At 59.0% G+C, this 23,499-nt stretch carries 21 protein-coding genes; 20 read left to right on the plus strand and 1 reads right to left on the minus strand.

Features of this window, described 5'->3' with window-relative positions:
• Window positions 1-16: 16 nt before the first annotated feature.
• The 5 genes from ACR0B0_RS01460 to ACR0B0_RS01480 all read left to right on the plus strand — a co-directional run bounded on the left by ACR0B0_RS01460 (window position 17) and on the right by ACR0B0_RS01480 (window position 6,027).
• The gene (locus ACR0B0_RS01460) at window positions 17-1,498 is read left to right on the plus strand and encodes a UDP-N-acetylmuramoyl-L-alanyl-D-glutamate--2,6-diaminopimelate ligase (RefSeq protein WP_170348031.1); all 1,482 of its coding nucleotides are present in this window, start codon (window positions 17-19) and stop codon (window positions 1,496-1,498) included.
• Window positions 1,495-2,889 (plus strand): UDP-N-acetylmuramoyl-tripeptide--D-alanyl-D-alanine ligase, encoded by a 1,395-nt coding sequence (locus tag ACR0B0_RS01465; RefSeq protein WP_480646117.1) that lies wholly within the window; start codon window positions 1,495-1,497, stop codon window positions 2,887-2,889. The genes ACR0B0_RS01460 and ACR0B0_RS01465 overlap by 4 nt, the downstream gene beginning before the upstream one ends.
• Window positions 2,890-2,913: 24 nt before the next feature.
• Entirely contained in the window at window positions 2,914-3,996 is a 1,083-nt protein-coding gene (gene mraY / locus ACR0B0_RS01470; RefSeq protein WP_170348033.1) for a phospho-N-acetylmuramoyl-pentapeptide-transferase, read from the plus strand.
• A gap of 150 nt (window positions 3,997-4,146) precedes the next feature.
• On the plus strand, window positions 4,147-5,547 hold the full coding sequence (gene murD / locus ACR0B0_RS01475) for a UDP-N-acetylmuramoyl-L-alanine--D-glutamate ligase (RefSeq protein WP_170348034.1): 1,401 nt from the start codon (window positions 4,147-4,149) through the stop codon (window positions 5,545-5,547).
• Between the two features lie 105 nt (window positions 5,548-5,652).
• Window positions 5,653-6,027, plus strand: a complete 375-nt coding sequence (locus tag ACR0B0_RS01480; protein ID WP_254428516.1) for a glycine zipper family protein — start codon at window positions 5,653-5,655, stop codon at window positions 6,025-6,027.
• On the opposite strand, the gene ACR0B0_RS01485 is transcribed toward ACR0B0_RS01480, so the two are convergent.
• Window positions 6,024-7,202 (minus strand): BaiN/RdsA family NAD(P)/FAD-dependent oxidoreductase, encoded by a 1,179-nt coding sequence (locus ACR0B0_RS01485; protein ID WP_170577362.1) that lies wholly within the window; start codon window positions 7,200-7,202, stop codon window positions 6,024-6,026. The two genes, ACR0B0_RS01480 and ACR0B0_RS01485, sit on opposite strands and share 4 nt — an antisense overlap.
• Before the next feature lie 182 nt (window positions 7,203-7,384).
• Here ACR0B0_RS01485 and ACR0B0_RS01490 point away from each other — a divergent pair, with 182 nt between their 5' ends.
• From ACR0B0_RS01490 to recN, 15 genes are all read left to right on the plus strand, one after another.
• Window positions 7,385-7,720 carry a cupin domain-containing protein gene (locus ACR0B0_RS01490; protein WP_170374536.1) on the plus strand — a complete coding sequence of 112 codons (336 nt, stop codon included), beginning with the start codon at window positions 7,385-7,387 and terminating at the stop codon, window positions 7,718-7,720.
• A 214-nt stretch (window positions 7,721-7,934) separates the two neighbouring features.
• A complete protein-coding gene (gene ftsW, locus ACR0B0_RS01495; RefSeq protein WP_170348041.1) occupies window positions 7,935-9,098 on the plus strand; it encodes a putative lipid II flippase FtsW in 1,164 nt (387 codons plus the stop codon).
• Window positions 9,098-10,195 (plus strand): UDP-N-acetylglucosamine--N-acetylmuramyl-(pentapeptide) pyrophosphoryl-undecaprenol N-acetylglucosamine transferase, encoded by a 1,098-nt coding sequence (locus tag ACR0B0_RS01500; RefSeq protein WP_480646119.1) that lies wholly within the window; start codon window positions 9,098-9,100, stop codon window positions 10,193-10,195. The genes ftsW and ACR0B0_RS01500 overlap by 1 nt, the downstream gene beginning before the upstream one ends.
• Window positions 10,192-11,601, plus strand: a complete 1,410-nt coding sequence (gene murC / locus ACR0B0_RS01505) for a UDP-N-acetylmuramate--L-alanine ligase (protein WP_170348043.1) — start codon at window positions 10,192-10,194, stop codon at window positions 11,599-11,601. Before ACR0B0_RS01500 ends, murC begins: the two co-directional genes overlap by 4 nt.
• Before the next feature lie 75 nt (window positions 11,602-11,676).
• Window positions 11,677-11,925 carry a DUF2484 family protein gene (locus ACR0B0_RS01510; protein WP_170348044.1) on the plus strand — a complete coding sequence of 83 codons (249 nt, stop codon included), beginning with the start codon at window positions 11,677-11,679 and terminating at the stop codon, window positions 11,923-11,925.
• Complete coding sequence (locus ACR0B0_RS01515; protein WP_170348045.1) at window positions 11,922-12,170, plus strand: DUF2484 family protein; 249 nt, start codon at window positions 11,922-11,924, stop codon at window positions 12,168-12,170. The genes ACR0B0_RS01510 and ACR0B0_RS01515 overlap by 4 nt, the downstream gene beginning before the upstream one ends.
• A 792-nt stretch (window positions 12,171-12,962) precedes the next feature.
• The gene (gene murB, locus ACR0B0_RS01520) at window positions 12,963-13,892 is read left to right on the plus strand and encodes a UDP-N-acetylmuramate dehydrogenase (protein ID WP_170348046.1); all 930 of its coding nucleotides are present in this window, start codon (window positions 12,963-12,965) and stop codon (window positions 13,890-13,892) included.
• A 101-nt stretch (window positions 13,893-13,993) separates the two neighbouring features.
• Entirely contained in the window at window positions 13,994-14,917 is a 924-nt protein-coding gene (locus ACR0B0_RS01525; protein ID WP_480646121.1) for a D-alanine--D-alanine ligase, read from the plus strand.
• Window positions 14,905-15,906 carry a cell division protein FtsQ/DivIB gene (locus tag ACR0B0_RS01530; RefSeq protein WP_480646123.1) on the plus strand — a complete coding sequence of 334 codons (1,002 nt, stop codon included), beginning with the start codon at window positions 14,905-14,907 and terminating at the stop codon, window positions 15,904-15,906. The genes ACR0B0_RS01525 and ACR0B0_RS01530 overlap by 13 nt, the downstream gene beginning before the upstream one ends.
• An 8-nt stretch (window positions 15,907-15,914) precedes the next feature.
• A complete protein-coding gene (gene ftsA / locus ACR0B0_RS01535; RefSeq protein WP_170360645.1) occupies window positions 15,915-17,249 on the plus strand; it encodes a cell division protein FtsA in 1,335 nt (444 codons plus the stop codon).
• Complete coding sequence (locus ACR0B0_RS01540; RefSeq protein WP_367647898.1) at window positions 17,236-17,652, plus strand: hypothetical protein; 417 nt, start codon at window positions 17,236-17,238, stop codon at window positions 17,650-17,652. Before ftsA ends, ACR0B0_RS01540 begins: the two co-directional genes overlap by 14 nt.
• A 349-nt stretch (window positions 17,653-18,001) precedes the next feature.
• Complete coding sequence (ftsZ, locus tag ACR0B0_RS01545; protein ID WP_170548061.1) at window positions 18,002-19,612, plus strand: cell division protein FtsZ; 1,611 nt, start codon at window positions 18,002-18,004, stop codon at window positions 19,610-19,612.
• A gap of 213 nt (window positions 19,613-19,825) precedes the next feature.
• Complete coding sequence (lpxC, locus tag ACR0B0_RS01550; RefSeq protein ID WP_170409144.1) at window positions 19,826-20,746, plus strand: UDP-3-O-acyl-N-acetylglucosamine deacetylase; 921 nt, start codon at window positions 19,826-19,828, stop codon at window positions 20,744-20,746.
• Window positions 20,747-20,873: 127 nt separating this feature from the next.
• Window positions 20,874-21,716: an outer membrane protein assembly factor BamD gene (locus tag ACR0B0_RS01555; RefSeq protein WP_170348054.1), complete on the plus strand. Its 843-nt coding sequence runs from the start codon at window positions 20,874-20,876 to the stop codon at window positions 21,714-21,716.
• 35 nt (window positions 21,717-21,751) lie between these two features.
• Window positions 21,752-23,401, plus strand: a complete 1,650-nt coding sequence (recN, locus tag ACR0B0_RS01560; RefSeq protein ID WP_480646126.1) for a DNA repair protein RecN — start codon at window positions 21,752-21,754, stop codon at window positions 23,399-23,401.
• Window positions 23,402-23,499: the final 98 nt, after the last annotated feature.

Raw genomic sequence — 23,499 nt, forward strand, 5'->3', positions numbered from 1 at the left:
CCAGCAGAGGTGGGTCATGGGCACAAGGACGAAAACACTTAGCCAACTGGCCCTGACTGCGCGGGGCGGGGCGAATCCCGACATTACCGGACTGGCCGTTGACAGCCGTGAGGTGAAGGATGGCTATCTGTTCGCTGCGCTTCCCGGCACCCGCGTACATGGTGGAGAGTTCATACAATTCGCCCTGCGTATGGGGGCCGCTGCGATCCTGACAGATGCCGAAGGCGCTGAAATAGCGGCGGAGGAACTGGCCGCATCGGACGCTGCTTTGATCGTGGTTGAAGACCCCCGTCAAGCGCTGGCCGGATGTGCCGCGCTTTGGTTTGGGGCCCAGCCGCAGCACATCGTGGCTGTCACTGGGACAAACGGAAAAACGTCCGTGGCCACATTTGTACGCCAGATTTGGATGGAGCTTGGACTGGCCGCCGTCAATCTTGGAACAACAGGGGTTGAGGGTGCGTGGACCGCACCGCTGGCGCATACCACGCCCGAGCCGATTACCTTGCACCGCTGTTTGGCCGAAGCTGCGGAAAACGGCGTGACCCATGCCGCGATGGAGGCGTCTTCGCACGGGCTCGAACAACGCCGTCTGGATGGCGTGCATCTGGCCGCTGCGGGCTTTTCGAATTTCACGCAGGATCACCTGGACTATCACGAAACCTTCGAGGCCTATTTCGCCGCCAAGGCGGGATTGTTCGATCGTGTGTTGCCACAGGACGGCACCGTGGTAATCAACATGAGCGACCCAAAAGGTGTCGAGGTTCGCAAAATTGCCGAAGCGCGGGGTCAAAGTGTATTGACTGTCGGGCTGGGCGATGCCGATCTGTGTCTGATCGGTCAGCGCTTTGACGCGACGGGGCAGGATTTGCGGTTCTCGTGGCAAGGGAAGGTACTCCAAACCCGTCTGAACCTGATCGGAGGGTTTCAGGCCGAGAATATCCTGCTGGCCTGCGGGTTGGTTATCGCTGCCGGGGAAGAGCCCGAGCGTGTGTTCGAAACCTTGCCGCACCTGACAACCGTTCGGGGCCGAATGCAGCTGGCTGCGACCCGTGACAACGGCGCGGCGGTATTTGTCGATTACGCCCATACGCCGGACGCGGTGGCAACGGCGCTCAAGGCGATGCGGCCGCATGTCATGGGTCGCTTGATCGCCATTGTCGGCGCGGGTGGGGATCGGGATGCCACCAAGCGCCCGCTGATGGGTAAGGCAGCCGCCGATCATGCGGATCTTGTCTTTGTCACCGACGACAACCCACGCAGCGAGGACCCGGCCACGATCCGCGCCGCTGTTCTGCTGGGTGCGCCGGAGGCCACCGAAGTGGGCGATAGGGCCGAAGCTATCCTGCGCGGCATTGACGCTCTGCAACCCGGTGACGCGCTGTTGATCGCCGGAAAAGGCCATGAGACTGGGCAAATCGTCGGTGATCAGGTGTTGCCGTTTGATGATGTGGAACAGGCCAGTATCAGTGTGGCCGCGCTGGACGGGAGGGTGGCATGACGCTTTGGACAGCAGCCGAGGCGGCCGAGGCCACCGGAGGGCGCGCCACGACCGATTGGATGGTAAATGGCGTATCGATCGACACCAGGACCATTCAGCCGGGCGACTTGTTCGTTGCTCTCAAAGCCGAGCGTGACGGGCATGATTTTGTGGCGCAGGCGTTGGAAAAAGGTGCGGGTGCTGCATTGGTGTCGCGCATTCCCGAAGGTGTTCCGAAAGACGCCCCGCTGTTGATAGTCGATGATGTTCAGACCGGGTTAGAGGCATTGGGGCAAGCAGGCCGCGCCCGAACTGACGCGCGCGTAGTGGGTGTTACCGGCAGCGTCGGAAAGACCTCGACCAAGGAAATGCTGGCGACCATATTGGAAAAGCAGGGAAAAACCCACGCCAGCGTGGCCAGCTATAACAACCATTGGGGCGTTCCTCTGACGCTGGCTCGAATGCCGCGCGACATTGAATTCGCCGTGATCGAGATCGGCATGAACCACCCCGGAGAGATTGCCCCGTTGGCGCGTCAGGCACGCCCGCATGTGGCGTTGGTGACGACAGTTGCGGCGGTCCATCTTGAGGCGTTCGATTCGGTTGCGGGTATCGCTCAGGAAAAAGCCGCGATCTTCGAAGGGCTCGAGCCCGGCGGAGTGGCCATCGTAAATGCAGATATCGAACACGCAGAAATTTTGCGTCAGATCGCGCAGGACTACGGGGCCGGTATCGTTGGTTTTGGCCGTAAGGCTGCAGATTACGCATTGAATGATGTCTCGCAAGGAGGCGACTCGGTGCGTGCGGAAGCTGCGGTTGGGGATGCCACCATCACCTATGACGTGCAATCGGCTGGAACGCATTTTGCCATGAATGCGTTGGGTGCATTGGCGGCCTGTGTTGAAATGGGTGTTGATCTTGATGAAGCCATCGCAGGTCTGCGCCAATGGTCTCCGGTCAAAGGGCGGGGCGTGCGCGAGGTGCTGCCGCTGGCGGCGGGCGGGCAGATTGAGCTGTTGGATGACAGTTATAATGCCAATCCTACTTCGATGGAGGCAGCGTTGGATGTGCTGGCTGCGGCCGAGGGCACACGCCGGGTCGCTTTTTTGGGTGATATGAAAGAGTTGGGCTCGCAGGAAATCGCCATGCATTCCGGAATGGCGGATGTCGCGGCAATGGCGCAGGTCGATCAGGTTCACTGTATCGGTCCGTTGATGAAGGCTCTGCATGCAGCGCTGCCCGAGGGCAAGCGCGGGTTGTGGAGTGAAACAAGCACCGAAATGGCCGCGCATCTGCCGGATTTGATCCGGGCAGGCGATACGGTTCTGGCCAAAGGGTCGCTGAGCATGGCGCTGGCTCAGATTGTTGACGGTTTGCGGAAAATGGGGCAAGGGAGCGCGCTTGACCCATGACCTCCGCATGAGAAAGGTTTTGACATGCTCTATTGGTTGACCGCCCTGTCGGATGGGGGGGATTTCTTTAACCTCTTCCGCTATATCACCTTCCGTGCGGGCGGAGCCTTTCTGACCGCGTTGATCTTTGGCTTTATCTTCGGCAAGCCGCTGATCAACGTATTGCGCAGGAAACAGGGTAAAGGTCAGCCAATCCGAGACGACGGTCCTGAGGGGCATTTTTCCAAGGCTGGCACGCCAACCATGGGCGGGTTGCTGATCGTTGGTGCGCTGGTGACCTCAACGCTGGTCTGGGCGCGGTGGGACAATCCTTATGTCTGGATGGTGTTGTTTGTGACGCTGGCTTATGCGGCAATCGGTTTTGCAGATGACTATGCCAAGGTGTCCAAGCAGAACACTAAGGGTGTGTCTGGAAAGATGAGAATGGCGCTGGGGGTGATCATCGCGGTTCTGGCTTCGCTTTGGGCCACCCTGCATCATCCCGAGGCGCTGCAGAACCAGCTGGCCGTGCCGGTCTTCAAGGATACGCTGGTCAATTTGGGAGTTTTTTACATCCCCTTTGCAATTGTTGTGATTGTGGGGGCGGCCAACGCTGTGAACCTGACTGATGGCTTGGATGGCTTGGCAATCATGCCTGCGATGATTGCAGCCTCGACCTTGGGTGTAATTGCTTATGCGGTCGGGCGGGTCGACTTTACCGAATATCTGGACGTGCATTATGTGCCGGGTACGGGGGAGATTTTCATCTTTACCTCGGCACTGTTTGGCGCGGGGCTTGGGTTTCTGTGGTATAACGCTCCGCCTGCGGCCGTATTCATGGGCGATACCGGATCGCTGGCTTTGGGCGGCGCGCTTGGCGCGATTGCGGTGGCCACTAAGCACGAGCTGGTACTGGCCGTTGTCGGTGGGCTTTTCGTTGTGGAAGCGCTAAGTGTGATTATTCAGGTTTTGTACTTCAAACGCACCGGTCGCCGCGTGTTTCTGATGGCACCAATCCATCACCACTATGAGAAAAAGGGGTGGGCCGAGCCGACCATTGTGATCCGGTTCTGGATCATCTCGCTGATCCTGGCGATGATTGGTCTGGCGACTTTGAAAGTCCGGTAACGCTCCCGCCAGGTTCGGCGGACCTGCGGTCCACCTGCCACCTGTTGAGCCCGGCTCGCGCTGACGCGCGAGCCTTTTGTTGCCCTTGCCAATAGAGTTTTCTTCTGTGCAGTGTGACGGCCAATTGGACGTCAGAAGAAGGTGGGCGGCATGATCCCGGTCAAAGGGTTTTCAGGGCAAAAGGTTGCGGTTCTGGGGCTTGGCCGATCGGGTCTGGCCACGGCCCGTGCATTGCGGGCAGGTAAGGCTGAGCCTGTCTGTTGGGATGACAATCCCGCCGCTCGCGAAACAGCCGAGGCAGAAGGTTTCACTTGCGCCGATTTGCACCGCCACGGGGCGTTTGACGACATCGCGTCGCTGATCGTGTCGCCGGGAATTCCGCATCTCTATCCCGAACCGAACCCGATTGTGGCTGCTGCGCTGGACGCCGGAGTGCCGGTGGACAACGATATTGGGCTGTTCTTCCGATCCTTTGCCGGGTCGGAATGGAACAACTATGACACCCCGCCTCGCGTTATTGCGGTGACCGGGTCAAACGGGAAGTCAACCACTGCAGCATTGATTCATCACGTTCTGACCGAAGCCGGGCGCGAGGCACAGCTGGCAGGGAATATTGGGCGCGGGGTGCTGGATATTGATCCGGGTGGAGACGGGTCGGTGGTTGTGTTGGAGTTGTCCAGCTATCAGACCGATCTGGCCCGCGCATTGACGCCGGATGTGGCGGTGTTCACCAACCTCTCGCCTGATCATCTGGATCGGCATGGCGGGATGGGGGGCTATTTCGCAGCCAAACGCCGGTTATTTGCCGAGGGCGGACCGGATCGCGCAGTGATCGGTGTGGATGAAAACGAAGGCGCGTTTCTGGCGGGCCAGCTGTCCGAAGGGCCGACTGACGACCGGGTCATCCGTGTCTCGGTGGCGCGCAAACTGACCGGGCCGGGGTGGCAGGTCTTTGCACGCAAGGGGTTCTTGTCGGAGTACCGCAAGGGGCGGCAGGCTGGGTCAATCGACCTGCGTCAGATCAAGGGCCTGCCCGGCGTTCATAACCATCAGAACGCTTGTGCCGCCTATGCTGCCTGCCGCGCGTTGGGGCTGGCGCCGCGCGTAATTGAGGATGCGCTGCACAGCTATCCCGGCTTGCCGCATCGCAGCCAGATTATCGCCGAAGTGGACGGCGTGACCTATGTGAACGATTCCAAGGCCACTAATGTAGACAGCGCGCTGAAGGCGTTGAGCGCGTTTAAAAAGATCCGGTGGATTTGTGGGGGGCTGGAAAAAGAGGGTGGTCTTTCAGCGTTGAACGGCGCTGCGGATCAGGTGCTCAAGGCTTATGTGATCGGGCGCGAAGCTGCCAATTTCGCGCTTCAACTTGAAGCCGAGGCGCAGGTCTGCACCACAATGGCGGAAGCCGTGGCGCAGGCTATGTCAGATGCGCAACCGGGAGAGACGGTGCTGCTGGCCCCTGCAGCGGCAAGTTTCGATCAGTATGACAATTTTGAACAGCGGGGAGAGGACTTCGCTGAACAGGTTCGGCAGCGGTTGGCGGGATAGTCATTTGCAATAGACCGCCAGTTGGGCCAAGCTACAGTGCTATCAGCTTGACGCGCCGTGACAATTACGTTTGGCTCCGGGCAAATTCAACACGAGGTAATGACTATGCCATACCGTAAGTTTTCTCTGATCCTACCCGCCGTTTTGGTAGCTGGTGCCTGCACGAATGTTGGTGCCAATTATCAGCCGATTGTCGATGGCCCGATTGGCCCGAACTACAACGTGGATCTGCAGCAATGCCAACAGCTGGCTGCATCGCAAGCCAGCGTTGATGGCTCCACCGCCGGGAACGCCGCAATCGGCGCGGCAGGTGCGGCTGCGGTTACCGGGATCGTTCAGGACAGCAGCGACAATCTGGGTCGTGCAGCGGTCGCTGGCGCTCTGGTCGGTGCCGGTGCGGACGTGATCAACAAGAACCAGAATAAAGAAGTCATCGTGCGCAACTGTATGCGCGGACGTGGCTATAACGTCGTCGGCTAACGGGTTGCGATTGCAACTCCAGCAGCGTGGCCCGAGGACCACGCCCATTGGAAATTGTAGCCGCCCAGCCAACCAGTGACATCCACCGCTTCGCCAATCGCATAGAGGCCGGGGACATCCCTGGCCTCCATCGTTTTTGACGACAGATCATCAGTATCGATCCCGCCCAGGGTGACCTCGGCGGTGCGATAACCTTCGGTGCCCGAAGGGGTCAATGGCCAATTGGACAGGGCCGTAATCAAATCGGTCAGTGCCGCGTCGGATTGGTCGGCCAGGTTGCCCTGCATCGGAATATGCAGGCTTAGGTACTCCACCAGCCGCGTTGGCAAGTGGCGGGCAAGTTCAGTGGTCAGGGCCTTGCGGCCCCCGCTTTGCCGCTGATCGCGCAGCAGGTCGAAAAGGGGAAGATCGGGTATCAGGTTGACCCGGATCGCCTCACCCTCGCGCCAATAAGAAGACAATTGCAGCACCGATGGCCCGCTGAGGCCGCGATGGGTGAACAGCAGCGCCTCGTCAAAGCTGATGCGCTCGTTTGACAGGCGTGCCGGCAGGGACACGCCGGAAAGGTCCTTGAATTTCCCGTCCGAGAAGGTGAACGGCACCAATGCTGCGCGTGTGTCGGTGATCCGCAGACCGAACTGGCGGGCGATATCATAGGCCAAGCCGGTTGCACCCATCTTGGGGATCGACTTACCGCCCGTTGCCAGAACCAGATTGGTGCAAGTCAGGCTGAGGCGCTGCCCTTCGCGCTCGACCTCCAGCGCGAAACCGGCCTCGATCTTGCGCAAATCTTTCAACTCGGTACGCACCCACAGATTGGCCCCGGCGCGCTCCATCTCGGTCAACAGCATCTGAATGATCTGTTTCGAGGACCCGTCGCAGAACAATTGGCCAAGGGTTTTTTCATGCCACGCGATATCGTGGCGCCCGACCAGATCAACGAAATCCCATTGCGTGTATCGCGCCAAGGCCGACTTGCAGAAATGCGGGTTTTGCGACAGAAAATTGCCCGGCCCGGCGTACATGTTGGTGAAATTGCAACGCCCGCCACCTGAGATGCGAATTTTCTCTCCGGCCGCTTTGGCATGATCGATCACCAGAACGCGCCCACCGCAATGGATCGCGCACATCATACCGGCTGCACCGGCACCGAGGATGATCGTGTCATATGTCATGGGCTGCGCATGGCGTGGAATTGGAAGGAAGGCAAGAGCCAGCGCGGTTTCGGCGCACTGCAAAAGACTTCATGGGTCATTGCATCGTGAGGCGTTTTGGTCAGTAGAAATACAGATTGCAAGCTGCCCAACGCGCTGACATGCTGCCCTTTTGACGCGCGTTTTCAAAAAAGGATAAATCGATGCGATTTCCGGACTTTATTACTGCATTTCCCAAATTGGACGTGCCTTTCCCCGAGGATGTCGTGCAGACGGCGGTCATAAGATCTGACGCTGGCCTCGCGGCGTTTTTTACGTTTCTTCAGGATATGGAGCTTCCATTGCATTCACATGGGGCCCAATGGGGAACGGTCATCGAAGGTGAGGTCGAGCTGACTATCGGAGGAGTTACCAAAACCTACCGTCCCGGTGACAGCTATTCGATTCCGGCCGGGGTGGAACACGGTGGGCAGATCAAGGCCGGGACCCGTGTGATCGACGTGTTTGAAGAGCCGGATCGGTATCCAATCAAAGAGTGACGTAAATTCTGCGCTGTCCTGCGCGGGCATTATTCAGCCCCTTTGACACCGCGATGGGATTGGGGCCGTTTGTCCAATTGCTAAGGTCACCGCCACTGACGGGCCGTTTTCCGCATACCCGCTCATTCCGCTAGCCCAAACGCAAAAATGTCTGTAGACTCTCAATCAGATCCCGAAAACGGGGCGTGAACGAGGCAGTAAGTGGCGGTATCTCATGACTGAGATGGTGTATGGCGCGGTCCAGGACCAGCGCGGAGAACCGATTCTACCAAAGTGGTGGCGGACGATTGATCGCTGGACCATGTCCTGTGTGCTGATCCTGTTTGTCATTGGGCTGTTGCTGGGGCTGGCCTCGTCGCCGCCGTTGGCCGGGCGCAACGGGTTTGACCCGTTCCACTATGTCGAACGGCAGGCGATCTTTGGCGGGCTGGCTCTGGTTGCGATGCTGCTGACCTCGATGATGTCCCCGACACTGGTGCGGCGTCTGGCAGTGCTGGGCTTTCTTGCGTCGTTTGTGGCGCTGGCGTTTCTGCCGGTCTTTGGCACCGATTTCGGCAAGGGGGCGGTGCGTTGGTATTCGCTGGGCTTTGCCTCGATGCAGCCATCCGAGTTTCTTAAGCCCGGCTTTATTGTCGTGGCCGCATGGTTGCTGGCCGCGTCGCAGGAAATCAACGGTCCTCCGGGGCGGTTGTGGTCCTTTGCGCTGTGCATGGCCATCGTTGGCATGCTGGTGTTGCAACCTGATTTCGGTCAAGCCTGTCTGATCCTGTTTGGCTGGGGCGTGATGTATTTTGTGGCAGGGGCACCTATGCTGCTTCTGCTGGGTATGGCCGGGGCGGTCGTGCTTGGCGGTATGCTGGCCTATTCGAACTCGGAACACTTTGCCCGCCGCATCGACGGGTTCCTGAACCAAGAGGTCGATCCGACCACGCAGCTGGGCTATGCCACCAACGCCATTCGCGAAGGTGGATTGTTCGGTGTTGGCGTGGGCGAGGGGCAGGTGAAATGGTCGCTGCCCGATGCGCATACCGATTTTATCATCGCTGTCGCGGCTGAGGAATACGGCCTGATCCTGGTGCTGATCATCATCGCGCTCTATTCGATCATCGTTGTACGCTCGCTGCTGCGGTTGATGCGCGAGCGGGACATGTTCATCCGTCTGGCAGGCACCGGTCTGGCCTGCATGTTCGGTGTGCAGGCGATGATTAATATGGGCGTTGCGGTGCGGCTGTTGCCCGCCAAAGGCATGACGCTGCCGTTTGTCAGTTATGGTGGTTCATCCCTGATTGCGGGCGGCATCGCGGTTGGCATGTTGTTGGCCTTCACCCGCACCCGCCCACAGGGCGAGCTTGGCGATATACTGCGCGGACGAGGTTAATGAACAAACCCTACCTTCTGATTGCAGCTGGCGGCACCGGGGGGCACATGTTCCCGGCACAAGCGCTGGCTGAGGCGATGCTGCAAAAAGGTTGGCGCGTGCGCCTGTCTACCGATACGCGCGGCGCACGGTATACCAGTGGCTTCCCGCACTCGACCGAAATTGTCGAGGCGTCCTCGGCCACTTTCGCGCGTGGTGGTTTGGCCGCAAAGGCGCTGGTCGGACCCAAGATTGCGGGTGGCGTGACCAGCATGTCATTGCAGATGATGCGCGACCGGCCGGATGTGGTTGTGGGATTTGGCGGTTACCCCTCGATCCCGGCGCTCGGCGCGGCGACGATGTTGAAAATCCCGCGCATGATCCATGAACAGAACGGTATTCTGGGACGGGTAAACCAGTTGTTTGCGACCCGCGTGTCTCAGGTAGCTTGCGGTATTTGGCCCACGAATCTGCCCGAGGGGGCAAAGGGCATCCATACTGGCAATCCGGTTCGGGCCGCCGTTCTTGAACGCGCGGCGGCGGGTTACATTCCGCCCGGAGATTACCCGATGTCGATCCTGGTGATGGGGGGATCGCAGGGCGCGCGCATCCTCAGCGATGTGGTGCCCGGCGCGATTGCAGCTTTGCCCGAATTGCTGCGCGGCCAAATCCGCGTTGCCCATCAGGCACGTGACGAAGATGGCGAACGGGTCACGGCGTTCTACGCCGACCATGGAATCCGTGCCGAGGTCAAACCGTTTTTTCACGACGTTCCCCGCCGCATGTCGGATGCACAGTTGGTTATCTCGCGCTCGGGGGCGTCAAGCGTTGCCGATATTTCGGTCATCGGGCGACCCTCGATCCTGATCCCGTTTGCGGCTGCCGCTGGCGACCACCAGACCGCCAATGCGCGCGGGCTGGTACAGGCGGGTGGGGCGATCATGATTCCTGAAAACGCCCTTGACGTTTCCTCGCTGACCGAGCAAATCACCGCAGTTCTGACTAACCCTGAAGCCGCGCAAAAAATGGCCCATGCCGCCCTTTCGACCGGAGCTCCGGACGCAACCGAGCGTCTGACGGCCCTTGTCGAGCAACTGGCGCAGAAGGAGACCGCATGAATCCTGCAACCAAACTGCCGCAAGATGTAGGGCCGATCCATTTCGTAGGGATCGGCGGGATCGGGATGTCGGGCATTGCCGAGGTGCTGCTGAACCTTGGCTACCGGGTGCAGGGGTCGGACCTGAAGGCCTCGAAAATCACTGACCGTCTGGCCAGCTTGGGGGGCGAGATTTTTGTCGGCCAACGCGCCGAGAACCTGGAAAACGCCGCCGTAGTAGTGGTGTCGACCGCGATCAAACCGGGCAACCCGGAATTGGACGGTGCCCGCGCGCGCGGACTGCCGGTTGTACGCCGGGCTGACATGCTGGCCGAATTGATGCGCCTGAAGTCCAACATCGCGATTGCCGGAACCCACGGCAAAACAACCACCACCACCATGATGGCCGAGTTGATGGTGGCCGGTGATTTCGACCCGACGGTGATCAATGGTGGGATCATCCACGCCTATGGCTCCAACGCGCGGATGGGACAGGGCGAATGGATGGTGGTCGAGGCCGACGAATCCGACGGCTCGTTCAACCGTCTACCTGCGACCATTGCCATTGTTACCAATATCGACCCCGAGCATATGGAACACTGGGGCGACTTCGACAAATTGCGCGACGGTTTCTACGAGTTCGTGTCGAACTTGCCTTTCTACGGTCTGGCCGTGTGCTGCACCGATCATGCCGAGGTGCAGACGCTGGTTGGCCGCATCACTGACCGGCGCGTGCGGACCTATGGCTTCAATGCGCAGGCCGATGTACGTGCAGTTAACCTGACTTACAAAGGCGGCATCGCGCATTTCGACATCCACCTGCAATACGAAGACACGGTGATCGAAGGCTGTACCTTGCCGATGCCCGGTGATCACAATGTCTCGAATGCCTTGTCTGCGGCGGCAGTGGCCCGGCACCTGGGCATGAAGACCTCGGAAATTCGTGATGCGCTGGCCAATTTCGGTGGCGTGAACCGCCGCTTTACCAAGGTGGGTGAGGTTGATGGGGTCACCATCATTGACGATTACGGCCATCACCCTGTGGAAATTGCTGCTGTGCTGAAAGCTGCCCGTCAGGCCACCGAGGGACGGGTCATCGCCGTGCATCAGCCGCACCGGTATTCCCGCCTGTCCAACCTGTTTGATGATTTCTGCACGTGTTTCAACGACGCCGATGTCGTTGCCATCGCTGACATATTTGCCGCCGGAGAGGACCCGATCAAGGGTGCATCCCGCGATGATCTTGTGCAGGGCCTGATCCGCCACGGCCATCGACACGCCCGCGCATTGCTGGACGAGGGCGATCTTGAACGTCTGGTTCGCGAACAGGCGCGTCCCGGAGATATGGTCGTCTGCCTGGGGGCTGGTACGATCAGTGCCTGGGCCAACGGATTGCCCGCTCGATTGCAGCAAAAACAGGTGGTCTGAGGCAATGGACTCTCGCCTATTGCAACTATAAAGTGTGACGTCGCAATCGCAGACGGGATGTCCTCGGAGGGGCATATGGCATATTCGGTAATGTTTGCAGCCTTGTGGGTCGTGGCCTCGACGATTGTGGCCATGTTGCCGATGCGTCTGCAGTTCCCGCCTGGAGTTGTGTTATTCATCTCTGCGCCTGCTCTGATTGTCTGGCTGGGCCATGACTATGGCTGGGTGTTTGGGCTGTTGGCTAGCGCTGCCTTTGTATCCCTGTTCCGCAATCCCATCCGGTTTTACTGGCGCCGTTGGACCGGTGCGGAGGTTCAGAAATGAACTTGTCCATCGCCCTTGCCGCGCTTTGGGGAATTGCTGCGAATGTGTTGGCGATGATCCCCAGCAAAGACAATCACTGGACCCGCGCCTATATCCTGATTGCGGTGGGGATTCCGATTTTGGGATACGTGACGCTTCAGAACGGACCGTGGATCGGGTTGATTGTAATGGCAGCAGGCATGTCGGTGCTGCGCTGGCCGGTGATTTATCTGGGGCGTTGGGTGCGACGGCTTGTTGGACACTGACATGATCGAATACGTCTTTTACACTCTCGCATTCTTTCTGCCCCTGTTTTTGATTTGGATAGCCTCACACATTCTTATTATTAAAGGGAAGTTCAGAGGACCGATCTATCTTCTATTATTTTTGTTTGTTTCGTTTGCCGTGTGGTATTGGACCCCTGTTAGCGCGTACGCCAGTCAGAGCGCCGAGGGGTTCGTTGTGCTATTTTCAGTCGCTTATACCTCGAGCGTGATCGTCCAATTCGTGCCAGGTCTTACCCTTGGAATTTTGACTGGTGGATTGCACCGGATTTTGCTCAGGAAGTTGAAGTCTGATGCCAGTATTGCGCCCGTGTAATAACCCAAGAGGTTAAAATGCTGTGCTCCAAAGAAACGCTTGGTTGAGGACAGCTGAACCATTTTGACCAAACCTTCAGATGAGGACACGGATTGGAGATAATTGAAGTAGTAGCCGCTGTCGTGTTGGCGATGGCGCTTCCGGTATTTTTGTCCGGGCTGGCATCCCACAATCTTGTTAAACGGGGTCGTTTTCGTGGGCCCGTCTATCTTTTGTTGTTTCTTGTCTTGTCCAGTGCCTATGGGTTTCTGGCTTCGGACAACGTAGGATTGCTAGAGCCGATGTGGTGGCGGGCCGAAGACTTCTATAATCTTTTCGTTATGTTCACAGCCTTTCCTTTGGGAACCGGGTTGGTTTTGGGATTCAGTACAGGTTTGCGTAGCCGACAGCGGTCAAAACGTATGCAAAACTTAGTCCAGATAGATGACAAGCGAACAGAATCGAACTACCAGAGAGCCATGGTTCAAACACTTCCTGCGCCTCGTGGCAAACTCACTGAAAACCGACCTTTGAATGATTTAACCTGGCTTCGGGTCGGTGGGCCTGCGGATTATTTATTCCAGCCTGCAGATATCGAAGACCTTCAGCACTTCCTGCGCGACTTGCCTGCTGAGGTTCCCGTCTTCCCAATGGGTGTTGGTTCGAACCTGATTGTTCGGGATGGCGGGTTGCGCGCGGTGGTGATCCGGCTTGGGCGCGGGTTCAACGGTATTTCGGTCGATGGCAACACCGTCACCGCTGGCGCGGCAGCGCTGGATGCGCATGTGGCGCGCAAGGCGGCGGATGCGGGTGTGGACCTGACGTTTCTGCGCACCATTCCCGGCTCGATCGGGGGGGCTGTGCGGATGAATGCGGGATGCTATGGCAGCTACACAGCGGATGTGCTGCGCAAGGCCACCATCGTCACGCGACAGGGTGAGGTTCTGGACCTGAGCCCAGAGGATCTGAACTTTCGCTACCGTCAGTCCGATCTGCCCGACGGGGCGGTATTGGTTTCCGCTACATTCGAGGGTCCGTTAGGTGATCCCGCTGAATTGCACGCTCGCATGGCGGCGCAACTGCAAAAGCGCGACGAGACCCAACCCACCAAAGACCGCAGCGCCGGTTCGACCTTTCGCAACCCGGCGGGCTTTTCGTCCACGGGTCGCGCTGATGACGTGCATGACCTCAAGGCGTGGAAAGTCATCGACGATGCGGGTATGCGCGGGGCGTTGCGAGGGGGCGCTCAGATGAGCCCCAAACACTCGAACTTCCTGATCAATACCGGCACTGCCACGGCTGCTGACCTTGAAGGTCTGGGCGAAGAGGTGCGAAAAAAGGTTTACGAAACAAGCGGCATCACGCTAGAGTGGGAAATCATGCGGGTCGGTGATCCGCTGACAGAATAAAGCCCCAACCGTCAGACCATAACAGGCAAATTCAGGCGACGGATCAAAGGCATAACGCAGTACGGACCACTACATAAGGTCCTGGGACATTGAGGCGCTAAGTGGGTAAGTCGAGCAGGACAAACCCCAAAGTGGCGGTATTGATGGGTGGCCCCTCGGCGGAACGCGAGGTGTCTCTCAGCTCTGGGCGCGAATGCGCAGCCGCCCTGCGGGGAGAAGGCTTTGAAGTAGTAGAGCTGGACGCAGGTCCCGACCTTTACGCGCGCCTTTTAGACATCAAACCAGATGTGGTTTTTAACGCCCTGCATGGCCGCTGGGGTGAGGATGGTTGCGTGCAGGGTCTGCTGGAGTGGATGCGGATTCCGTACACGCATTCCGGTGTGCTGGCTTCGGCGCTGGCGATGGACAAGCAACGCAGCAAAGAGGTGTATCAGGCCGTAGGTCTGCCCGTAGTACCCAGCGTGATCGTGCCCAAGGTCGAGGTGATCGAAGTTCACGTGATGGAACCCCCTTACGTCGCCAAGCCCAATAACGAAGGCTCCAGCGTCGGTATCTATATCGTGCATGAAGGGTCAAACGGCCCGCCGCAACTGTCCGAGGATATGCCTGAATTCGTGATGGTCGAGAAATACATCGCAGGTCGTGAATTGACAGTGACCGTGATGGGGGACCGCGCGCTGACCGTGACCGAGATCATGACCGATGGCGGTTGGTACGACTATGACGCCAAATACAAGCCAGGCGGGTCCTGGCATGTGCTGCCAGCCGAAATCCCGCAAGACATCTTTGACCGTTGTCTGGATTACGCATTGCGCGCCCATGATGCGTTGGGGTGCAAGGGGGTAAGCCGCACTGATTTTCGTTGGGATGACGGCATGGGGGCTGATGGGTTGTTCCTGCTGGAAACCAACACGCAACCCGGGATGACGCCAACGTCGCTTGTGCCAGAACAGGCCGAGCATTTCGGCATGAGCTTTGGCCAGCTTTGCGCGTGGATGGTGGAGGACGCCTCATGCGACCGCTAAGGGCCACTCGTGCGCCGGTGATCCACCGATCAAAGCCGCTGGCCGGACCGGATGCGGATTTTGGCTCGGGCGCGCGGTCCGAGGCGGAGCCAAAGCTGCGGTTGAGTGGGGTCAAGCTGTTCGGTCGCAAATCGCAACGGTTTGATCCGGCTCCGTCGCGGCTGAATTACCGATTGCAGCGTTGGATGCTGACGCCGGGTGTGCGCCGGGGTTTGCGGGTTGGCTTGCCCATATTCGCGCTTTGCGCTGCGGCCGGGATCTATTTCGGCTCGGCCGAGCGGCGCGAGGCTGTGGTGGCCTATGTGGCCGACATCAAGACCTCGATCCAGCAGCGGCCTGAATTCATGGTCAATCTGATGGCGATTGATGGCGCGGGTACCAATCTGTCTGAAGACATCCGCGAAGTGGTGCCGTTGGACTTCCCGATAAGCTCCTGGGATCTGGATGTCGAACAGATCCGCGACACGATCACCGGGCTGGACCCGGTCAAATCCGCCTCGGTCCGGGTGCGCCCTGGTGGTATCTTGCAAGTGGATGTTGAAGAGCGTCAGCCCGTCATCGTCTGGCGCACGCGCCGCGGGATCGAACTGTTGGATGAAACCGGCGCGCATGTGGAACGCATCGCTTCGCGTAAGGAACACACCACCCTGCCGCTGATCGCAGGCAAGGGTGCGGATGCCCATGTGGCCGAGGCGTTGCAACTGGTGACCACTGCCCGCAGCTTGGGTGGCCGGGTTCGCGGTCTGGTGCGGATTGGCGAGCGACGTTGGGATCTGGTTCTGGATCGCGGCCAACGCATCATGTTGCCAACCGAACGCCCGGTGCGCGCGTTGGAACGTGTGCTTGCCGTGAACGAAGTGCAGGACCTGTTGGAGCGTGACGTGGCCGTGGTGGACATGCGGCTTGGGCAGCGCCCGACAATAAGAATGACCAAAGCTGCCAGCGAAGACTGGTGGAATACAAAAGTGACAGTGGGTAACGGGCAGTAACGAACATGATGACCGATCTTTATCAGTCCCAACGGGCCATGCGGCAGATGCGCAGGCAGGCGATGCAACGCGGTGTTGTCGCCATTCTGGATGTTGGCAGTTCCAAGATTGCCTGCCTTGTGCTGCGCTTCGATGGCGCAAACCGCTTGAGCGAAGATAACAGCATCGGGTCCCTGGCCGGTCAGACCGGATTTCGGGTGATTGGCGCTGCGACCACGCGGTCGCGTGGTGTGCAGTTTGGTGAAGTCACTGCCATGCAGGAAACCGAACGCGCCATCCGTACCGCGTTGCAGGCGGCGCAGAAGATGGCTGATATCCGGGTGGATCACGTAATCGCCTGTTTTTCGGGCGCGAACCCGCGTTCTTATGGTCTGGACGCTCAGGTTGATCTGGAAGGTCAGGTTGTGTCCGAGGCCGAGGTTGGCCGTGTTTTGAACGCTTGCGACGTGCCCGATTACGGGGCAGGGCGCGAAGTGTTGCATGCCCAGCCGGTGAATTTTGCCTTGGATAACCGCTCGGGGCTGATCGATCCGCGCGGGCAGATGGGCCAAAGCCTTGCGGTCGACATGCACATGTTGACCGTCGATGCCGTCGCGATCCAGAACATCGTGCGCTGCATCAAACGCTGCGATCTGGAACTGGCGGGGATCGCGAACTCGGCCTACGTGTCTGGCGTTTCGGCCCTAGTCGAGGATGAGCAGGAATTGGGGGCCGCCTGTATCGATATGGGTGGCGGTACAACCAGCGTGTCGATTTTCATGAAAAAACACATGATCTATGCCGATTGCGTGCGTATGGGCGGCGACCACGTGACCGCCGATATCTCGATGGGACTGGGTGTTCCGGCGGCTGTGGCCGAACGGATCAAGACCTTTAACGGAGGTGTCCACGCGACTGGCGCTGACGACCGCGACCTGATCGATATTGGTGGTGATACCGGTGATTGGGAACACGACCGCCGCACCGTTAGTCGGGCCGAGTTGATCGGTATCATGCGCCCTCGCGTCGAAGAGATTCTGGAAGAAGTGCGTGTGCGTTTGGATGCCGCCGGATTTGAGCATATGCCCAGCCAGCAGATCGTTTTGACAGGTGGTGGCAGTCAGATCATGGGGCTGGATGGCCTCGCGACCCGCATTCTGGGTCAGCGCGTACGTTTGGGTCGACCCTTGCGCGTTCACGGTCTGCCGCAATCGGCGACAGGCCCAGGGTTTTCGTCAGCGGTGGGGCTTAGCCTGTTCGCTGCGCATCCGCAGGACGAATGGTGGGATTTCGAAATTCCGGTCGATACCTATGCCGCGCGACCTTTCAAGCGCGCCATGCGCTGGTTCCGTGACAATTGGTAAAGCGGTCGGCGTTGCGGCGCTGGTCGTTGCAACTCCGCTTGCCGCACACGCCCAGACACGGATACCGCCTGAGGCATTTCTGGCTGCTGTCCAGGGTAAAACCGTTACGTTTCACGACTATCCCAGCGGCCTTCTGGTGGGGACCGAGGAATTTCTCAGCCCCAAACTGTCTGTCTGGCGGATGGAGGGGCGAGGTTGTGTCTATGGGCAGATCACTACACCCAATGGTCAGATCTGCTTTTTGTACGATGATGACCCGGATGACGTGCCGGTGTGCTGGTGGACCTTTCAGCACGAAGGCCGCCTTATGGTGCGACTTGCCAACTTCAACCGACGCGAAATTCAAGAGGTGCGCAGCATTACCGAAGACGGTTTGAATTGCCCAAGTACCCCAATTAGCTAAAGAAATGGGTTGCAGCCAGCGGCCTTATCCCGCAAGATATCCACAAGGCCCGTCAGAGGCCCTGCGGCAGGACCTGAGCAGTTTTCCGCATCTTAAAAATCAGTGAATCCCTCAAGTGGCGTGCATGTTGACTGCGGCGCGTGTGTCGCTTGCTTTGTGGTGGATTGAGTTCAATCCGCAACATCTGGCAATGAATGCAAAATACCGCTGACGACTGCCTTAATTCCTCCATATTTTGTGGGATTCGGCGATTTTTGGCGTGACCTTTGCTGTTTGGACCGGTAGGATTGTAAGCGGATAGGTAAGAAAAACACCGCTTTGGCGGGTCAATAAAACAGGCGGACAGAGCATGACATTGAATCTTTCGATGCCCGGGCACGACGAACTGAAGCCTCGGATTACAGTATTTGGCGTTGGTGGCGCGGGCGGCAACGCTGTCAACAACATGATTGAGAAACAGCTGGACGGCGTTGATTTTGTCGTCGCCAACACTGATGCGCAGGCGCTGCAGCAAAGCCAGTCTTCGGCGCGGGTGCAATTGGGCGTGAAAGTGACCGAAGGTCTGGGGGCAGGGGCCCGTCCGACCGTGGGCGCTGCGGCGGCCGAAGAAAGCATCGAGCAGATCGTCGACCATCTGGCTGGCGCACATATGTGCTTTATTACAGCTGGTATGGGCGGTGGCACCGGTACGGGTGCGGCGCCGATCATCGCGCAGGCAGCGCGGGAGCTTGGCGTTCTCACTGTTGGCGTTGTCACAAAACCCTTCCAGTTTGAAGGCGCCAAGCGGATGCGTCAGGCCGAAGACGGCGTTGAGGCGCTGCAAAAGGTTGTCGACACGCTGATTATCATTCCGAACCAGAACCTGTTCCGCCTGGCCAACGAAAAGACTACGTTCACCGAGGCATTCTCGATGGCGGATGACGTTCTGTATCAGGGCGTTAAAGGTGTGACTGACCTGATGGTCCGTCCGGGTCTGATCAACCTCGACTTTGCTGATGTTCGTGCCGTGATGGACGAGATGGGCAAGGCGATGATGGGCACTGGCGAGGCCACCGGTGAAGATCGCGCGGTTCAGGCGGCTGAGAAGGCGATTGCCAACCCGCTGCTGGACGAAATTAGCCTCAAGGGTGCCAAGGGCGTGCTGATCAACATCACCGGCTCGCACGACCTGACCCTGTTCGAGTTGGACGAAGCGGCCAACCGCATCCGCGAGGAAGTGGACCCCGAGGCCAACATCATCGTCGGTTCGACCCTAGATACCGTGATGGAAGGCGGTATGCGTGTGTCGGTTGTGGCCACTGGTATCGACGCCAGTGAAAAGCCCGTCGACGTTCCGGTTGCGCGTCGCTCGATGTCCGAGCCGCTGACCCGCACCGTTTCCGCAGAAGAGGCGCAGCAGGATGAGACCCCCGCTGCTGTGGCCGAAGTGGCGGAGCCCGCGCCCCAGTCAGAAGTGAACCGTGAACCTTCGCTGTTCGAAACCGCCGAGGAACCGGCGCAGCCGCAGGTGGAGCGTGACGATGACGGTCTGCCACCCCCGGCCTATCAGCCCCGCGTGGCTGAGTTCGAGCCGACACCTGAACCGGTTGAACCCGCGCCGGAAAGCTTTGTAGCACCGCAGCCACAGCACTCCGCAGGCACACCGTCGCCCGAAGCGCTGCAGCGTTTGCAGGCCGCTGTACAAAATGTCCCGGCCTCTGAACGTGGGTATGCGGCGCCGCGCCCACAGGCACCGCAACCGGCCCCCGCACCGCAGGCTGAAGGGCAGGATCGTTCCCGGTTCGGCTTTAACCGCCTGATCGACCGGATGACCGGCCACGCCGCTGATACGCCGGCACAGCCGGTGCGCCAGCAGCCCCCGATGCGCCAAGCTGACGCTACGGCACCTGCGCATGATGAGGCCGACCCCGAACAGGATCGGATCGAAATTCCCGCCTTCCTGCGTCGTCAGGCCAACTGATCACGGTAACAAATTAACGACTTAGGGTCGCCTTTTGGCGGCCCTTTTCTTTTGAAATACACGGCTTTAACTGTATGTAAGCAGGCTTTTGCCGATCTGTTACATTCATGTTTCATTCAGTTACAAAGAGTGAGTTGAGCGTTGACGCTTGCTTCCTTAGGTGAGTGTCCAACACGGACCGAAAAGGCCGGACACCACTCACCGAGGTTCACCTTGCAACATACGCTCAAATCTCCGATCACGTTTACAGGCGTCGGGCTGCACAGCGGCAAGCCTGCGACGATGGTCCTGAAACCGGCAGCCGCCGGTCACGGCATCTGGTTCAAACGGACGGATATCGAGCTGGGCAATGCGCTGATCCCCGCGATCTATGACGTGGTCGAGCGGACGCCGCTTTGCACCCGTCTGGTGAACGATGCAAATGTTTCGGTGTCGACCGTCGAACATATCATGGCCGCGCTCGCCGGATGCGGCGTGCATAACGCGCTGATCGAGATTGACGGACCCGAAGTTCCGATCATGGATGGGTCGTCGATTGATTTCGTGCGCGGTATCATGGCCAAGGGTGTACGTCGTCAGGCCAGCCCTGTTCTTGCGTTCGAAGTTCTCAAGCCCGTCACAGCTACGCGCGAAGGCGCCAGCGCAACAATCGCGCCTGCGGATGGGTTGATCATCGATTTCCACATTGATTTCGAAGACGGCGCAATTGGCAATCAGACCAAAACGCTGGACATGCGTAACGGCTCGTTCGCGCGTGAGCTTAGCGATTGCCGCACATTCTGCCGCCGCACAGACGTTGAAGCGATGCGCGAAAACGGCCTGGCCTTGGGCGGGACGCTGGAAAACGCTGTCGTTGTACAGGGTGACGAAGTTCTGACCCCTGGCGGTTTCCGCCATGCGGATGAGGCTGTTCGCCACAAGATGCTGGATGCTCTGGGCGACCTTTACCTGGCGGGAGGCCCGATTCTGGGTCACTTCACTGGCGACAAATCCGGCCACGCGATGACCAACACGCTGCTGCGCAAGCTGTTTGAAACACCTGGTGCGGTGCGTCCGGTCCTGTGTACCCCCGAACAGGCCGCGCGTCTGCCGGGCCAGGGCCTTGTTTGGGACGAAATCCCCGAAGTCGCCTGATTGGATCAACTCTGCCGACAATTCCGCTAGTGAGTGTACTAAGGCGTTTTGCCCCGGAATTATCTATGCTAGACCAAAGGCCAATCAGGGGCGTGCCCCGATAAGCAATACGACGAGGATAGGCGGAATGGTTGGCACCAAAGCGGCAGTCAGGCTCGCAGGCGCGATTCTTCTGACAGCAGTTTTGACGGCATGCGGCGGAAAAGGCGCAGACCGCAATCAGAACCTGGAAGGCTTTACGCCAGAACAGATTTACACACGCGGCGAGTTTGAGCTGTCGCAGAATCGCTCGGATGATGCGGCGTGGTACTTCTCGGAAGTTGAGCGTTTGTATCCCTATTCGGATTGGGCCAAGCGCGCGCTGATCATGCAGGCGTTCTCGTTCCACACGGACAAGAACTATGAAGAAAGCCGGGCGGCGGCGCAGCGCTATATCGACTTTTATCCAACAGACGAAGATGCAGCCTATGCGCAGTATCTTTTGGCGCTGAGCTACTATGACCAGATTGACGAGGTTGGCCGCGACCAAGGGCTGACTTTTCAGGCGCTGCAATCTCTGCGCACAGTGATCGAGGTTTATCCTGATAGCGAATATGCCACGTCGGCGGTTCTGAAATTCGATCTGGCCTTCGACCATCTTGCTGGTAAGGAAATGGAGATCGGGCGCTATTATCTGCGTCAGGATCACTATACCGCTGCAATCAACCGATTCCGTGTCGTGGTCGAAGATTTCCAGACCACAACCCACACAGCTGAGGCGCTGTATCGTCTGATCGAAGCCTATCTGTCGCTGGGCTTGGTGGATGAGGCGCAGTCAGCCGGTGCTATCTTGGGTTACAACTATCAATCGTCGGAATGGTACGATGCGGGCTATGCATTGCTGACCTCGCGTGGGTTGGAATTGAAGAGCCGTGGAAACAATTGGCTAAGCACCATCTACCGTCAGACCATCAAAGGTGAGTGGTTGTAATCGTCATGGCTAAAGGCGTGGGACGCTAAGACCCGATGCTGCGCGCCCTTGATATCCGCGACATGCTGATCATTGACCGGCTGGAATTGACGTTTCAGCCGGGTTTGAACGCATTGACCGGTGAAACCGGGGCGGGCAAGTCGATCTTGCTGGATTCGCTGGGTTTCGTGCTGGGCTGGCGAGGGCGGGCTGAATTGGTTCGGCAAGGCGTCGCGCAGGGGGAGGTTGTAGCCGAGTTTGAGTTGCCAGATGGCCACCCCGCCCATGCGATTCTGGCCGAGGCAGGCTTGCCTGGTGGTGAGGAACTGATCCTGCGCCGGGTTAATACAGCCGAGGGACGCAAGACCGCTTGGGTCAATGACCGGCGCTGTTCCGGTGAGGTACTGCGCGCCCTGTCCGAGACGTTGATCGAACTGCACGGCCAGCATGATGATCGCGGGTTGCTGAACCCGCGCGGGCATAGGGCAATGCTGGATGACTATGCGGGGGTAGAGGACCTTCTGGCAGCTGTGCGTGCGGCGTGGATGGATATGTCCCGCGCGCGTAAGGATTTGGCCGAGACCGAGGCGACGCTGGCCGCCATGCGCGCCGAGGAGGAGTTTCTGCGCCACGCCGTTGCCGAGTTGGACAAGCTGGACCCTCAGCCCGGTGAGGATGCTGAATTGGATGCCCGTCGGCGCATGATGCAAGGGGCTGAACGCATTCGCGATGACGTTGCCCGTGCTTTTGACCTGTTGGGCGCAGATGGGGCCGAGGTGGCGATGTCTGACGCGGTGCGGTGGTTGGAAGGCGTGTCCGACAATGCGGGCGGGCAGCTTGAGGCCCCGATAGCCGCATTGGGGCGCGCCTTGATCGAATTGGGTGAAGCGCAGGACGGGGTGAGCGCCTGCCTTCAAGCTTTGGATTTTAACCCGGCTGAGCTTGAAGCCGCAGAAGAACGTCTTTTCGCCATCCGAGCGTTGGCCCGTAAGCATGATGTGGTGCCTGACGATTTGGGGGTTTTTGCCGACACGCTGCGTGATCGACTGACCCGGCTGGATGCAGGTGACGCCGACTTGGCGGATCGGCGTGCTGCGGTTGCGGCTGCACAGGAAACCTATGACAACGCCGCCGCCGCACTTAGCGCCGCGCGCCAACAGGCGGCCGGACAATTGGATGCGGCCGTGATGGCCGAGCTTGCACCGTTGAAGATGGAGCGTGCGGTATTTCAAACCGAAATCACGGGCGCCGATCCCGGACCTGAGGGGGTGGATGCGGTGGCCTTTACCGTTGCCACCAATCCCGGCGCTCCGTCTGGCCCACTGAATAAGATCGCTTCGGGCGGGGAACTCAGCCGGTTTTTGCTGGCGCTCAAAGTGTGTCTGACCGGCGACGATAGCGCCCGCACTATGATCTTTGATGAAATCGACCGGGGTGTCGGTGGGGCGACTGCTGATGCGGTGGGTCGCCGTCTGGCATCTTTGGCACAGGGGGGGCAGGTTCTGGTCGTGACCCACTCGCCGCAGGTTGCCGCCCGCGCGGCGCATCATTGGCGGGTTCAAAAACAGGTAACTGGCGGGCAGACATTGTCCACCGTTATTCCGCTGGCCGAACCAGACCGTGTGGATGAAATCGCCCGGATGGTCGCAGGGGACACCATCACGGACGAGGCGCGCGCCGCCGCCCGCGCATTGTTGGACGCCTGAGTTAAATTTGCCGCTTTCCGGTTTTCAAACCGTCGCGATCCTACTTTTATAAGGGGGCTCCGTGGCTTACTAAGGAATATACCTTGATCCCCGAGTGC

This window comes from Ruegeria sp. BA12, assembly GCF_056539625.1.

Coding starts and splice junctions, on each gene's coding strand:
- ACR0B0_RS01490 (WP_170374536.1), top strand. CDS start 7,385: ATGCGATTTCCGGACTTTATTACTGCATTTCCCAAATTGGACGTGCCT.
- ftsA (WP_170360645.1), top strand. CDS start 15,915: ATGACCGATCTTTATCAGTCCCAACGGGCCATGCGGCAGATGCGCAGG.
- ACR0B0_RS01485 (WP_170577362.1), bottom strand. CDS start 7,202: ATGACATATGACACGATCATCCTCGGTGCCGGTGCAGCCGGTATGATG.
- ftsW (WP_170348041.1), top strand. CDS start 7,935: ATGACTGAGATGGTGTATGGCGCGGTCCAGGACCAGCGCGGAGAACCG.
- ACR0B0_RS01465 (WP_480646117.1), top strand. CDS start 1,495: ATGACGCTTTGGACAGCAGCCGAGGCGGCCGAGGCCACCGGAGGGCGC.
- mraY (WP_170348033.1), top strand. CDS start 2,914: ATGCTCTATTGGTTGACCGCCCTGTCGGATGGGGGGGATTTCTTTAAC.
- ACR0B0_RS01480 (WP_254428516.1), top strand. CDS start 5,653: ATGCCATACCGTAAGTTTTCTCTGATCCTACCCGCCGTTTTGGTAGCT.
- ftsZ (WP_170548061.1), top strand. CDS start 18,002: ATGACATTGAATCTTTCGATGCCCGGGCACGACGAACTGAAGCCTCGG.
- ACR0B0_RS01500 (WP_480646119.1), top strand. CDS start 9,098: ATGAACAAACCCTACCTTCTGATTGCAGCTGGCGGCACCGGGGGGCAC.
- ACR0B0_RS01530 (WP_480646123.1), top strand. CDS start 14,905: ATGCGACCGCTAAGGGCCACTCGTGCGCCGGTGATCCACCGATCAAAG.
- recN (WP_480646126.1), top strand. CDS start 21,752: ATGCTGCGCGCCCTTGATATCCGCGACATGCTGATCATTGACCGGCTG.
- murB (WP_170348046.1), top strand. CDS start 12,963: ATGGTTCAAACACTTCCTGCGCCTCGTGGCAAACTCACTGAAAACCGA.
- ACR0B0_RS01460 (WP_170348031.1), top strand. CDS start 17: ATGGGCACAAGGACGAAAACACTTAGCCAACTGGCCCTGACTGCGCGG.
- ACR0B0_RS01510 (WP_170348044.1), top strand. CDS start 11,677: ATGGCATATTCGGTAATGTTTGCAGCCTTGTGGGTCGTGGCCTCGACG.
- ACR0B0_RS01515 (WP_170348045.1), top strand. CDS start 11,922: ATGAACTTGTCCATCGCCCTTGCCGCGCTTTGGGGAATTGCTGCGAAT.
- murD (WP_170348034.1), top strand. CDS start 4,147: ATGATCCCGGTCAAAGGGTTTTCAGGGCAAAAGGTTGCGGTTCTGGGG.
- ACR0B0_RS01555 (WP_170348054.1), top strand. CDS start 20,874: ATGGTTGGCACCAAAGCGGCAGTCAGGCTCGCAGGCGCGATTCTTCTG.
- murC (WP_170348043.1), top strand. CDS start 10,192: ATGAATCCTGCAACCAAACTGCCGCAAGATGTAGGGCCGATCCATTTC.